Origin of the sequence: Micromonospora sp. WMMD1155 (genome assembly GCF_029581275.1) — a bacterium.
Lineage (GTDB): Bacteria > Actinomycetota > Actinomycetes > Mycobacteriales > Micromonosporaceae > Micromonospora.
Genome location: NZ_CP120742.1, coordinates 2601803 through 2614518 on the forward strand (window position 1 = coordinate 2601803; position 12716 = coordinate 2614518).

General features: G+C 71.8%; 10 protein-coding genes. 3 read left to right on the top strand and 7 right to left on the bottom strand.

The window, feature by feature from the left end; genetic code table 11:
• Nucleotides 1-4: 4 nt before the first annotated feature.
• Nucleotides 5-856, bottom strand: coding sequence for a PASTA domain-containing protein (locus tag O7617_RS11745; protein WP_282263466.1), 852 nt, complete (start codon nt 854-856; stop codon nt 5-7).
• Nucleotides 857-992: 136 nt separating this feature from the next.
• The gene (locus O7617_RS11750) at nt 993-1691 is read right to left on the bottom strand and encodes a PASTA domain-containing protein (RefSeq protein WP_282263467.1); all 699 of its coding nucleotides are present in this window, start codon (nt 1689-1691) and stop codon (nt 993-995) included.
• Between the two features lie 122 nt (nt 1692-1813).
• On the opposite strand from O7617_RS11750, the gene O7617_RS11755 reads away from it, so the two are divergent.
• Nucleotides 1814-3145 (top strand): hypothetical protein, encoded by a 1332-nt coding sequence (locus tag O7617_RS11755; RefSeq protein ID WP_282263469.1) that lies wholly within the window; start codon nt 1814-1816, stop codon nt 3143-3145.
• Nucleotides 3146-3168: 23 nt separating this feature from the next.
• Here the strand turns inward: O7617_RS11755 and O7617_RS11760 are convergent, their stop codons facing one another.
• Together O7617_RS11760 and O7617_RS11765 are read right to left on the bottom strand one after the other, a co-directional pair.
• Complete coding sequence (locus O7617_RS11760) at nt 3169-4647, bottom strand: glutamate--cysteine ligase (RefSeq protein ID WP_282263471.1); 1479 nt, start codon at nt 4645-4647, stop codon at nt 3169-3171.
• Nucleotides 4648-4920: 273 nt separating this feature from the next.
• On the bottom strand, nt 4921-5502 hold the full coding sequence (locus O7617_RS11765) for a YceI family protein (RefSeq protein WP_282263473.1): 582 nt from the start codon (nt 5500-5502) through the stop codon (nt 4921-4923).
• Between the two features lie 99 nt (nt 5503-5601).
• Here O7617_RS11765 and O7617_RS11770 point away from each other — a divergent pair, with 99 nt between their 5' ends.
• Nucleotides 5602-6108, top strand: coding sequence for a MarR family transcriptional regulator (locus tag O7617_RS11770; RefSeq protein ID WP_282263474.1), 507 nt, complete (start codon nt 5602-5604; stop codon nt 6106-6108).
• 242 nt (nt 6109-6350) lie between these two features.
• Here O7617_RS11770 and O7617_RS11775 read toward each other — a convergent pair whose 3' ends face one another.
• The 3 genes from O7617_RS11775 to O7617_RS11785 form a co-directional block, all read right to left on the bottom strand.
• Entirely contained in the window at nt 6351-9014 is a 2664-nt protein-coding gene (locus O7617_RS11775) for a helix-turn-helix domain-containing protein (protein WP_282263475.1), read from the bottom strand.
• Between the two features lie 124 nt (nt 9015-9138).
• On the bottom strand, nt 9139-10287 hold the full coding sequence (locus tag O7617_RS11780; protein WP_282263476.1) for an acyl-CoA dehydrogenase family protein: 1149 nt from the start codon (nt 10285-10287) through the stop codon (nt 9139-9141).
• Between the two features lie 75 nt (nt 10288-10362).
• Nucleotides 10363-11895: an acyl-CoA carboxylase subunit beta gene (locus O7617_RS11785; RefSeq protein ID WP_282263477.1), complete on the bottom strand. Its 1533-nt coding sequence runs from the start codon at nt 11893-11895 to the stop codon at nt 10363-10365.
• Nucleotides 11896-12050: 155 nt separating this feature from the next.
• Between O7617_RS11785 and O7617_RS11790 the strand changes: the two genes are divergently transcribed.
• The gene (locus O7617_RS11790) at nt 12051-12626 is read left to right on the top strand and encodes a snapalysin family zinc-dependent metalloprotease (protein ID WP_282263478.1); all 576 of its coding nucleotides are present in this window, start codon (nt 12051-12053) and stop codon (nt 12624-12626) included.
• Nucleotides 12627-12716 lie beyond the last annotated feature (90 nt).

Consider the following 12716-nt stretch of genomic DNA (forward strand, 5'->3'; position numbering starts at 1 on the left):
CCGGTCACGGCGTGCTCGTCACCGTGGGGGTCGGCGTGGTCGGGCTCGCCCCGGTGGAGGGTCGAGCCTGGGACACGACCAGCAACACCTCGTCGTCGGTCGGCACCGGCGTGCCCGCCTCCGGTTCGGTGCCCACCACGGTGCCGGGCGGCAGTTCCGACGGGCGGTACACGACGCGGTAGGCGAGGCCGAGCCGGTCCAGCAGCCCTTCGGCGGTCGCCTGCGGCAGGCCGGCAAGCGGTGGCACCGGCACCTCGTCCGGTGCCGTGGTGGTCGGCGAAGTGCTCGGCGACTCGCTGGTCGGTGCGGCCGAGGTCGGGGATTCACTGGTCGGTGCGGCGCTCGTCGCGCTGACCGGGGGGAGCGAGGGGGTCGGCCCCGGGTCGTCGCGGTCGTCGTCCTGGTCGGCGAGCACCAACCAGAGCGCTCCACCGAGCAGAGCGGCGAGCAGCAGGGCGAGCACGCCCCAGAGGATCGGCAGCCACCAGCGCCGACCGCCCTGTTCCTCGACGTACCACTCACCGGCGGAATCGGCCGGTCGGGATGGCCGGACCTCGGCCCGCCCGGACCACGACGGCGGTATCTGCGCCGTCCGATCGGCCGGCTCGCCGCCGGATCGGTCGATCGGCATCGTCTCGTCCGGCGACTGACCGGGACGCGCCGGGACGGTCCGGTCGATCGGTGTCGTCTCGTCAGGCGACGGAGGAGGACGGCGATCGATCGGTGCCGTCTCGTCCGCACCGGCGGTGGGCCGGGCCGGTGGCGGTGACTCCGGCCGGTCGGCGGCCGGTGGCAGGGGTCGGGTCCGGTCGTCGTCGTTCTCGTCGGCGGGAGGCTCCTGGCGGTCGTTGCTCATCGCACGTCCCTTCCCGAACCCGGACGGGCGTCATGGCCCTCGACCGTCAACCTAGTCGCCCAGGGCGCCATCGGCGGGGATCAGCGTGCCGAGCCGCGCCGGAGGCGGCTCTCATCGGCGCGGGAAAGGGCTCCCATCAGGGGGTGGGTTTGCTGGTCGGCTGTTCGGCGTCGTCCGTGCCACACCAGATGCTGACCTCGTCGTTCCACCGGGCACTGCCGTCCTCGGCCGGCTCCTGCCGGGTGACCTTCCCACTGCGCCCGCTGACGTACCGCGGGTAGAGGCCCTCGTCGATCAACTCGTTGGCGGCCCTGTCGCAGTTGTCCCCGACCACGTCCGGAACCTCGGCCGCCGGTGCCGGGCCGGCCACCTGGAGCTGCACCGTCGTACCCCGGGTGACCTCGGTGCCGACGGCGGGTGAGGCGTTCTCGACAGTACGGCCGCTGCCGCCACCGAACACCAACCGCCAACCCAGCCGCTGCTTGCGCAACATCTCCCGGGCCTCGACGAAGTCGGCGCCGACCACCGGAGGCACGGTCAGGCCGGTCCCCTTGGTGGCGCCGGCGGAGGTCCGGACGGCCGACGGTGTGGCCCGGCCGGTGCTCGGCCGGGGCGTGACGGCCCGGTCGGTCGGCGAACCGGTCGTGCTCGCGACGGCGAGAGGCTCCTCCGAGGACGTTCCGCCGTCGCCGGCCAGCAGCCAACCACCGGTCGCGCCGACAGCGGCGAGCAGCACAGCGGCCAACCCGCCACCCAGCAACACGCCGGCCCGGCCCGCACCGGCACCGCCCTGACCACCGACGGCATCCTGTCGGCCCGTGTTCGTGTCCGTCATACCGCCCACCGCCTCATCACCGGCGACCGTACCGCCCGCCGCCCAACCTGTTGCGCCGACCGCCCGCACCGGCGGGTCGTTGCGACTCGCCGCGCCGACGACGGGACGTTACGCTGCCCGGCATGGCCAGACAGGGCTGGGGAGTATCGATCGTCACGGCGATCGGGGTCGCTGCCGGCGCGGGCGCCGCCCAACTGGGCTTCGGCTACGGGCTCGGCGTCATCGCCTGGACGCCCACCGAGGCCGGTGCCACCGACACAGCCTGGGCGGACGGCCTCGCCTGGGCCACCTGGCTCGCCGCCAGCTCGACCGTTCTCGGCGCGGTGTGCGCGCAGCGACTACACCAACGCGGCGCGCCGAGGCCGGTAGAGGCGGACTCTCCCGACTCGGCGACCACGCCGGCCACCCAGGCGGACACTCCTGAGTCCGCACTCGACACCACCGGCCCGGAGCCGCCCGCCGAGCGTGGCGGTCTGCTGCGCCGGGTGGCCCTCGCGCTCGGCGCCGGAGTCGGCGGCCTGGTGACGGTCCTGCTGATCGCCGTGCCCGCAAGGGTCGCCACCGGCGCGGACACCGGCGCTCCGCAACGGACCGCCGCCGTCCAGGCGACGCTGGGCATCCTGCTGGGCGTGGTCATCGCGATCTGGGCGCTGCGCTCACGAGCGGCCGCGGTCAACGTGACCACGACGGCCGCCTGGCTCTGGCTGCTCGCAGTGGTCTCGGTGATCGACGGGGTACGCGTCGGACGAGGGCTGACCGGTGCGCAACTGGGCACCTGGCAGTTCGACCCGGACCACTCCCGGTACTGGATCGGTGGTCAGCTCTACTGGCCCGGCGCGCTGCTGGCACTCGTTCCCGCGCTGCTGATCGGCGTGTTGGCCGCCCGGCGGGCAGCACGTTCGGCCGGACACCGGGTCGGCGCTGCGGCCTCCGGCGCCGCCGGACCGGTGCTTGTCGCGCTCGCCTACCTGACCACGCTGCCGCACTGGTCGACGTTGGGCCCCGCGCAGCTGTCCACCCAGCTCGTCGCCCCGTACGCGGTGATCGCCGGTGTCGGCGGCTCGGTGCTGGCCGCCGTTCTCGCCGAACGGGCCGACCGGAACCGGGCGGCGCACCGAGGCCCGACCTCGTCGGCGACGGCAGCCGACTCGACCTCGACCGATGCGACCGAGCCGACCCCGGTCACCGTCGGCGGGCCGGCCCCGACCCCTCCGACGGCAGCGGAAGCGGACCCGGAACCGCCGGTCTCCGGTCGGTCGAACGGCACCACGGGCCGCCGTCGCCGGGCCGCCACCGCCGAGACGACCGGGGCGGGTTCCACACCCGAAGAGGACGCGCCGCCCAGAGTGCCCGCGCCCCGGGCGGACCCGGACCTCACCGGGCCGGCCGACGAGGACCCGACACCGGCCACCCGCCGCCCCACCCGCCGCCCGGCCCGCCCCACCACCGACTGAAGGCCCGCCCTCTCCGGGTTGGGTCAGTCGACCGGCCAGGTGTGGACCGGTTCGTTGGAGCGCTGGAGTTCCGCGTAGCGCTGGACCATGTGGTGCAGCGCGGCCTTCCGGTCCATGCCGTGCTGCCGCTCCGCCGCCCAGACCGCCTCGGTCTGCCAGACGGCACCGTTGCGGCCGGTCCGGCAACGCTGCTCGATGATGCCGAGCAGTCGGTCCCGTTGGGCCGCGGCGACACCGAACCCGTCGAGGCCGGCCCCCGCGGTGGGCAGCAACTGTTCCAGCACCAGCTTGGTGACCGGCACGTCACCGAGCCCGGGCCAGTGCAGCACGGCGTCGAGGCCACGTCGGGCGGCGGCGTGGAAGTTCTCCTCGGCGGAGCTGAAGGTCAGTTGGCTCCAGATCGGACGGTCCGCCTCGGCCAGCCCGCGCGCCAGCCCGAAGTAGAAGGCCGCGTTGGCGAGCATGTCCACCACCGTCGGGCCGGCCGGCAGCACCCGGTTCTCCACCCGTAGGTGCGGGCGGCCGTCCATGATGTCGTAGACCGGCCGGTTCCACCGGTAGACGGTGCCGTTGTGCAGCCTGAGCTCCCCGAGCTGCGGTACGCCCCCGGCGTGCAGCACCTCCACCGGATCCTCGTCCTCACAGATCGGCAGCAGCGGCGGAAAGTACCTGACGTTCTCCTCGAAGAGGTCGAAGATCGAGGTGATCCACCGCTCCCCGAACCACACCCGCGGGCGTACGCCCTGGGCCTTCAGCTCGTCCGGACGAGTGTCGGTGGCCTGCTGGAACAGGGCGATCCGGGTCTCCGCCCACAGTTGGCGGCCGTACAGGAAGGGGCTGTTCGCGCCGACCGCCACCTGCACACCGGCGATGGCCTGGGAGGCGTTCCAGTAGTCGGCGAAGCTGTCGGGCGCGACCTGGAGGTGGAACTGGAGGCTGGTGCAGGCGGCCTCGGGGGCGATCGAGTCGGTGTGCGTCCGCAACTGCTCGACACCACGGATGTCCAACTCGATGTCCTCGCCACGGGCGCCGACGATCTGGTCGTTGAGCACCCGGTAGCGCTCGTTGGTGGAGAGGTTGTCCTCCACCAGGTGCCCCTCGGTGAGGGTGGGCAGGATGCCGACCAGGACGATCTTCGCGTCGGACCGGGCTGCCCGCTCGTCGGCCCGGGAGAGGCTGCCGCGCAGGTCACGCTCGTAGTCGGCGAAGCCGGTGCCCTCGATCAGCCGGGGCTCGGCGTTGAGTTCGAGGTTGAACTGACCCAGCTCCGTCTGGAAGAGCGGGTCGGCGATGTCGGCGAGGATCTCCTCGTTGCGCATCGCCGGCTCGGCCGCCGAGTCGACCAGGTTGAGTTCGATCTCCAGGCCGGTCATCGGTCGGTCGGCGTCGAACCCGAAGTCGTCGAGCATGAGGGCGAAGACGTCCAGGCACCGCCGGACCTTCTGCCGGTAGCGGACGCGATCGTCCCGGGTGAAGGCACCCTGCGAGACGTCCCTGCCCATGTGTCCTCCCGACAGCCGGCGCCGCCGTCCCGGAAGCGCACTGTGAACCACCCACGGTAAGAGCGCCCACCTGACCGGGGCCAGAGGCCGACGGCGGTGATCCGACATCGACCCGGGCGGCTCGTGGCGCCATCTGTACCCCGTGGCGGGCAGACGCGACCGGATGTCGGTGCGAACAAGTCGTGACAATTACCACGAGGTCGCCCGAGCGGCAGACGGCGCAGGGCCCGCGCCGACGCGGCGCGGGCCCTGCGTACCGATGATCCGGGAGGATCAGGCCTGACGGACGGCCTCACCCTCGATCTCGATCTTGATCTTGCGGCTGACCAGCACGCCACCGGTCTCCAGGGCGACGTTCCAGGTCAGGCCGAACTCCTCGCGGTCGATCTCGGTGCTCGCGGAGAAGCCGAAGATGTCCTGGCCGAACGGGCTGCGGCCGACACCCTCGAACTCCACCTCCAGCTCGACCGGGCGGGTGACGTCCTTGATGGTCAGCTCACCGGCGAGCACGAACTCGTTGCCGTCGCGGGACTTGACCCCGGTGCTGCGGAACTCGAGCGTCGGGAACGTGTCGGAGTCCAGGAACTCGGGGCTGCGCAGGTGCGCGTCCCGGTCGGCCTGGGTGGTGTCGATGCTGGCGGCCTGAATGGTCGCGACGACCGACGACTGCAGCGGGTCCTCCGCGACGGTGATGGTGGCGGTCGCCTCGTTGAACTCACCGCGGACCTTGCTCACCATCATGTGCCGGGCAACGAAGCCGACCCGCTTGTGCGCCACGTCGAGCGCGTAGGTGCCGGCCGTCGGGATGGTAAGGCCGTCCCAGTCGCGGGTAACCGCATCGATGCTGCTGGTCATGCTGCCGTCCTCCAGGAGATTGTTTAGTAGCCCAACGACTGCTCAAGCAACTATAACTGTCACAACATTCCCCCTGTCAAGTACTGCTAGGATGAACCCGTGACCAACGTCTTCGACGATCCCCGGATCACCGCCGTCGGCCTGCTCTTCGAGGCACATGCCGGGCTGTCCGCCCGGTTCAACGCCCAACTGGAGGAGCACGGCCTCTCCGCGGTCGAGTTCGAGGTCATCACCCGACTGGCCCGCTCGCCGGGCAACCAACTACGCATGACCGACCTCGCCGCGCAGACCTCGCTGTCGACCAGCGGAGTGACCCGCGTGGTGGACCGGATGGAACGTGACGGCCTCCTCACCCGTCGCGCCTGCCCGAACGACCGGCGCAGCTCGTACGCGGTGGTCACCGCCGCGGGGATGCAGCGTCTCAACGAGACGTTGCCCGGTCACCTGCAGATGATCGAGCAGTGGTTCACCGGCCAACTCGATCCCGAGGCGTTGGCAGCCCTCCTCGACGGGCTGCGACGGGTCCGCGACGCCGCGCACCCGTGCGCCACCGCCGGCAGCGACGACACCGCCTTCGCGGAGGAGACGGCGGCCACCCAGCCGTGAGCACCCCGAGCGACAGGGATACGCGCACCGGCAGAAAGACCGGCAGAATTGACCCCAGCAAGCTGGATGATTCGGGGCCAAGTCGACTTTCCGCCGTCGTAGCGGTGGCAGGCTTCCCACACCGGGGATCAACCGGGGGGTGAAGGCGCGGGCGATCAGCGAGGGGTAGCACCAAAGGGGGCTCATCGCCCGCGCCGCTCTCCCGACCCGGTCGTCCTCCGCCGCACCGCGACGTCTGCTCGCTAGACGGCGGCCGGCCCGTCCCGATCCGCCGCCAGCGCGTAGAGCAGTCCCGACTCGTGGGGCAGCAGCGCGATACCACTCTCCCGACAGACCCGGTCGAGCCGATCGAGCACCGCCGGGTCAGCGGTGCTCGCCGCCAGGCCCACCAGCGCCTCCACCACGTCCCGGCCATCCTGGCCCGCTTCGGCAGCGGCGGCGAACCATTCGGCAGCCAACTCCCGGTCACCACGGTGCAGCGCGAGATTGCCCTCGATCAGCGCACAGAGACCGACGTCCGGCCCCTCCCAGGCCGACGCCGAGTCACCGGAGCGCTGCCGCGGCACGGCCCGCCGGGACGGTGCTCGCGCCGATCCGGCCGCCGCGGCCTCGGCCATCCCGGCGCGCAGCTCGGCGAGCACCTCGGTCGCCTCAGCGGCACGCCCGTCCTGGGCCAGCGCCAACCCGATCGTCCCGAGTGTTCGGCGACGGCGTCCCGGGTCGCCCAGCTCGGACAACGCCGCCATCGCCAGCCGACCACGGTCGACGGCGTCCGCGTACCAGCCCTCCAGGCGGGCGACCTCGGCTCGACCGGCCCAGGCGAGCACCCGCAGCCGCTGCTCCCCGCTCTCCGCCGCGAGTCGGTCCGCCGCAGCGAGCCGGCGTCGGGCCGCAGCAAGGTCACCGGTCCGGACCTCGTGCCAGGCGAGGCTGTTCTGCGCCACCGCCAGATCCCGGGTCCGTCCGTCCCGGGCGGCCAGCCGCAGCGCCGCCTCGGCCTGCTCGCGAGCCTCGTCCTGTCGGCCGACGGCCGTCAGCAGCGTGCCGAGCACGGTGCGCGCCTCCAGCTCACCTGTGACATCACCGGCCTGCCGGAAGGTCTCCAACGCCGCACGTGCGGTCGGCAGCTCCTCGGCGCCCGCGCCGTGTTCGGCCGCGAGCCGGGCCACCCCGAGGGCGGCCCAGCCCCGCAGGATCGGATCGGCGTCGGCGGTACGCGGGTCCGCCAGCAACCGACGCAACCACTGCCGCCCGACGACGTCACGCCCCCGGAACCGCCACCATCGGGTCAGGCAGGCCGCCAGCCGCAGCGCGGTCAACGGGTCGTCGGTGGCCGCGTGGGCCAGCGACGAGCTGATGTCACTGGTCATCTCGTCCAACCGGTGCACCGCGTCGGCCGACCGGGGACCGACCAGGTCGACAGCCGTCCGCGCCACCAACCGTGCGATCACCTCCGCATGCCGACGCCGGATGCCGGTCAACTCGCCCTCACCCGCCGCCTGCTCGACGGCGTACTCACGGACCGCGTCCAGCAGCCGGAACCGGAACGATCCGGTGCCACGTACGCTCAGCAGCCCCAACTCGACGAACCGGTCCAGCAGCGGAACGGGATCGATCGCCACCGTGCCGTCCCGGTCGGCCTCGTCGGTGAGCATCTCCTCGGCCAGCTCCACCGACCAGCGGTTGCCGAACACGGCGAGCTGCCGCAGCGCCGACCGCTCATCCGGTGCCAGCAGTCGGTAGCTGGTCGCCACCGCCTCGCGCAGGGTGACGGTGGCCACCGCGGCAGGGGTGCTCGACCGTCCGGTGAACACCTCTGGGGCTTCCCAACCGGGATGGACGGTGGCATCGGCGGGAGCGGCGAGGTCGAGCACCCGGTCGCCGTACCGGTCCAGCAACTCCGTGAGGTCGAGGAGCCGACCCCGGGCGGCCATCAGCTCGATGGCGAGCGGCAGCCCGCCCAGGCGGCGAACCAGCGCGGCGAGCGCGGGCAGTTCCTCGGGAGTGGGTGTCTCGCGGCGGACCTGCGCGAGCCGGGCGGTGAAGAGCGCCACCGCAGGCCAGGATTCGAGAGTGGCCAGGTCACTGTGTACGACGTCCGGTGGTGGCACGTCGAGCGGCGCGACCGGCCAGACCCGCTCGCCGGGCAGGCCGACCGGATGCCGTCCGGTGACCAGCACCCGCAGCGAGGGCAGGGCCGCGATCAGCCGGTGCAGGGTCGCGGCGACCGGACCCGGGGCGCGTTCCACCGCGTCCATCACCAGGAGCGCGGGCCGACCGGCGAGCTGGGCCACGAGTTCCGCGGGTCGGGCCGCGCCGAGCACGGACACCGAGGCGGCGAGTACGTCCGGCCCGTCGGAGCCCTCACCGATCAGCACCCCGGTGACTCCGGCCGGGTGAGCCGGGGCCACCGCGTGCGCCACCGACGTCGCCAGGGCGGTCTTCCCGACTCCGGCCAGCCCGACCAGGCTCACCAGTCGCGGTCCGTGCTCGGCGGTCAGCATCGCGGTCAGCTCGGTGAGGTCGCGGTCCCGACCGGTCAACGCGACCGGCGGCGGCAGGGTGACCGGCCGACCGGAGGAGGTGGTGGTTCTGCCGCTGACCGCGAGCGCCGTCGCTGTGGTGTCCGTCCGGGGTGACTCAGCACCGGATCCGCGAGCCGCGGCCAGGAAGGCCGCCCGTTCGACCCCGGTCAACGCCAACGCCGCGGCGAGTAGATCCACAGTGGTGCGCTGCGGTCGGACCGCTCGCCCCCGCTCCAGATCACGCACCGTGCGCACACCCACCCCGGCCCGCGACGCCAGCTCGGCCTGGGTCAGGCCGGCGGCGCGTCGATGCTCGCGGAGCAGCTCCGGCAGGGCGGTACGGCCGACCGGGCTCCGCGACCCATCATGATCCGGAGTCATGGGGTCGAAGAGTACGGATGGACTCTGACGGTCGGCAGTCGAACGTCGGGCTATTGACGCCCACCCGCCGAAATCCGACAGCCGTACGGTCAGCCCGTCCGGGCCGTCCGTACGGTGGAATGTCTCAGAGGCCCAGGTCCCGGGCGATGATCATGCGCTGCACCTCGCTGGTGCCCTCGCCGATCTCCAGGATCTTGGAGTCCCGCCAGAACCGGGCCACCGGGTACTCGTTCATGAAGCCGTACCCGCCGTGGATCTGGGTCGCCTCCCGGGCGTTGTCCACGGCGATCGTGCTGGCGTGCAGCTTGGCGATGGCGGCCTGCCGCTTGAACGGCTCACCGGCCAGCATCCGGGCGGCGGCGTCGTAGTAGGCCAACCGGGCGGTGTGCGCCTTCAGCTCCATGTCCGCGATCTTGAACTGGATCGCCTGGTTGGCGCCGATCGGCTGGCCGAAGGCGTGCCGCTCCTTCGCATACTTGATCGACTCGTCGACACAGCCCTGGGCGAGGCCGACGGCCAGCGCGGCGATGGCGATCCGGCCCTCGTCGAGGATGCGCAGGAACTGGGCGAAGCCCCGACCGCGCTCGCCGAGCAGGTTGGCCGCCGGTACGCGGCAGTCGTCGAAGGTCAGCTCGTGGGTGTCCGAGGCGGTCCATCCCACCTTGGAGTAGCCCGGCGCGACGGTGAACCCGGGCGTGCCGGTCGGCACGATGATCGTCGACAACTCCTTGGAGCCGTCCGGTTTCGTGCCGGTCACCGCCGTGACGGTCACCATGGCCGTGATGTCGGTGCCCGAGTTGGTGATGAACGCCTTCGACCCGTTGATCACCCACTCGTCGCCGTCCAGCACCGCACGCGTCTGGGTGCCGGCGGCGTCGGAGCCGGTGCCCGGCTCGGTCAGACCGAAACCGGCCAGCGCCTCGCCGCTGAGCAGCTTGGGCAGCCAGGTCGCCTTCTGCTCCTCGGTGCCGAAGCGGTAGATCGGCATCGCGCCCAACGAGACCGCCGCCTCCAACGTGATGGCCACGCTGGAGTCGACCCGCGCCAACTCCTCCAGGGCCAGGCAGAGCGCGAAGTAGTCGCCACCCATGCCGCCGTGCTCCTCGGCGAAGGGCAGGCCGAACAGGCCCATCTTGCCCATCTGCCGGATCACCTCGTACGGGAAGGTGTGCTGCTCGTAGTGCTCGGCGATGACCGGGGCGACCACCTCGCGGGCGAAGTCCCGCACGCTCTCCCGCAGCGCCGCTTGTTCGTCGGTGAGCCGGAAGTCCATCTCATCCTCCTGTAAGGACGGTCCGCCGGACGCTCGTGACGCCGAGGCGGATCGCTGTGCGGGCCGGGCCGAGGATCAGACCGGGGTCACGCCGTGCCGGCGTCGGGAGAAGTGCCGGTCCTTGGTACGGGCCGCCGCGAACCGGCGGACCAGCTCGGTACGCAGGTCGTGGGGCTCGACGATGGCGTCCACCACCAACTCGCTGGCGAGCCGGACCACGTCGATGTCCTGCTCGTACTCGGCCCGCTTGGCGGCCACGAAGGCAGCCCGCTCGGCCTCGGCCTCGATGGCGGCGATCTTGTTGGCGTAGACGGCGTTCACGGCGGCCTCGGCCCCCATCACCGCGATCTTCGCGGTCGGCAGGGCGATCGTGGCGTCCGGCTCGAACCCGGGGCCGGCCATCGCGTAGAGACCGGCGCCGTACGCCTTGCGGACCACCACGCAGATCTTCGGGACCGTCGCCTCGGAGATCGCGGTGATCATCTTCGCGCCGTGCCGGATGATGCCCTGCTTCTCCACGGCGCTGCCGACCATGAAGCCGGGTACGTCGCTGAGGAACAGCAGCGGCACGTTGAACGCGTCGCAGAGCTGCACGAACCGGGTGGCCTTGTCGGCCGAGTCGACGAAGAGCACGCCGCCCTTGAACATCGAGTTGTTGCCGACCACACCGACGACCTGCCCGTCGAGGCGGCCGAAGCCGATGGTCAACTCCTTGGCCCAGAGGGCCTGGATCTCGAAGAAGGACCCCTCGTCGAGGAGGCCCTTGGCGTACCGCCGCATGTCGAACGCCTGCCGCTCGCTGGCCGGCACCAGCGCGGCCAGGTCGGCCTTCGCGGGCGCGGCGACGGCCGGCGCGGCCGGCGGCGCCTGGGTCCAGTTCGCCGGGAGGTACGACAGATAGGTCTTCACCACGTCGAGCGCGTCGGCCTCGGTCTTGCAGAGGAAGTGCCCGACACCCGACTCGGCGGTGTGCACCTTGGCCCCACCCATCGCCTCCAGGGTGGTCTTCTCGCCGGTGACCATCTCGACCATGCGGTCGGAGCCGAGATACATGCTCGCGTTGCCGTCGACCAGGGCCACCACGTCGCAGAACGCCGGAATGTACGCCCCACCGGCGGCGCTCGGCCCGAACAGCGCGCAGACCTGCGGGATCGAACCCGAGGCGCGCACCTGGTTCCAGAAGATCCTGCCGGCGCCACGACGGCCGGGGAAGAGATCGACCTGGTCGGTGATCCGCGCCCCGGCCGAGTCGACCAGGTAGACCATCGGCACACCGGCGCCGTACGCCCGCTCGATGATCCGGATGATCTTCTCGACGGTGCGGGCGCCCCAGCTGCCGGCCTTGACCGTGGAGTCGTTGGCCATCAGACAGACCTGTCGGCCGTCGATCGTGGCGGTGCCGGTGACCACGCCGTCGGCCGGCAACCCCTCGGCCATCGAGTTGGCGTAGAGGCCGTCCTCGACGAACGATCCCTCGTCGACCAGGAGCGCGACGCGCTCCCGGGCGAAGAGCTTGCCTTTGGCCGCGTTGGCCGCGTGGTACTTGTCCGCGCCGCCGGACCGGGCCCGCTTGCGCAGCTGCTCCAGTGCCTCACCGTCGAGCGTCACGCCGACTCCCTCGCCTAACGACCTGAACGATCGTTAGGCTAGCGCATCGGCACCACCCTCGGCGACCCACCGGGAAACCTCAGGGGAAGACATTGAAAAACATGAATACATGTCGCTAGGCTCCTGACACCCCTCCTCCCGGATTGGAGTCAGCGATGACCTCACGACTCAATCGGCTCGCCGTCGCGGTGCTCGCGACGACACTCGCCACCCTCGGCGTCACGGTCGCCAACCCCGCGCCCGCGTCCGCCGCCATGACCATCTGCTACAACACCAGCCAGGCAGGCAGCTACGCCGGCACCGCCAACCAGGCCGCCTCGATCTGGAACAACGCCACGGTCAACCTGACGCTCTCCGCGAACTGCGGCTCCAACCTGCGGATCTACCAGATCACCGGCGGCGGCTCGTACGCCGTCCGGACCAGCCTCGGCAACGGCCGGGTCTACATCGACACCCAGCAGGCCGCGCAGTACAGCCCGCTCCGGATCATGACCCACGAGATCGGGCACATCCTCGGCCTGCCGGACAACTACAACGGCAACTGCGCGCTGCTGATGTCCGGTGGCAGCGCCGGCACCAGCTGCACCAACCCCTACCCGAGCAGCGCCGAGGCGACCCGGGTGAGCAACCTCTTCGCCGGCACCCGCATCGCCACCGAGCGCAGCGCGGACCGTGCCGAGGCGGACATCTTCCGCGACAGCTGGCCGAGCATGCTCACCTCCGTGGGCTGATCGACCGGGTACGTCGGAGGGGCCGGCCTCGCGCCGGCCCCTCCCCGCGTTGCCGACCCTCCCCGTGTTCCCAGCCCCTCCCGCGTCTTC

Excerpts from the sequence above, each read along its gene's own strand:
- O7617_RS11745 (WP_282263466.1), bottom strand. The coding sequence starts at position 856 with ATGAGCAACGACCGCCAGGAGCCTCCCGCCGACGAGAACGACGACGAC.
- O7617_RS11750 (WP_282263467.1), bottom strand. The coding sequence starts at position 1,691 with ATGACGGACACGAACACGGGCCGACAGGATGCCGTCGGTGGTCAGGGC.
- O7617_RS11755 (WP_282263469.1), top strand. The coding sequence starts at position 1,814 with ATGGCCAGACAGGGCTGGGGAGTATCGATCGTCACGGCGATCGGGGTC.
- O7617_RS11760 (WP_282263471.1), bottom strand. The coding sequence starts at position 4,647 with ATGGGCAGGGACGTCTCGCAGGGTGCCTTCACCCGGGACGATCGCGTC.
- O7617_RS11765 (WP_282263473.1), bottom strand. The coding sequence starts at position 5,502 with ATGACCAGCAGCATCGATGCGGTTACCCGCGACTGGGACGGCCTTACC.
- O7617_RS11775 (WP_282263475.1), bottom strand. The coding sequence starts at position 9,014 with ATGACTCCGGATCATGATGGGTCGCGGAGCCCGGTCGGCCGTACCGCC.
- O7617_RS11780 (WP_282263476.1), bottom strand. The coding sequence starts at position 10,287 with ATGGACTTCCGGCTCACCGACGAACAAGCGGCGCTGCGGGAGAGCGTG.
- O7617_RS11790 (WP_282263478.1), top strand. The coding sequence starts at position 12,051 with ATGACCTCACGACTCAATCGGCTCGCCGTCGCGGTGCTCGCGACGACA.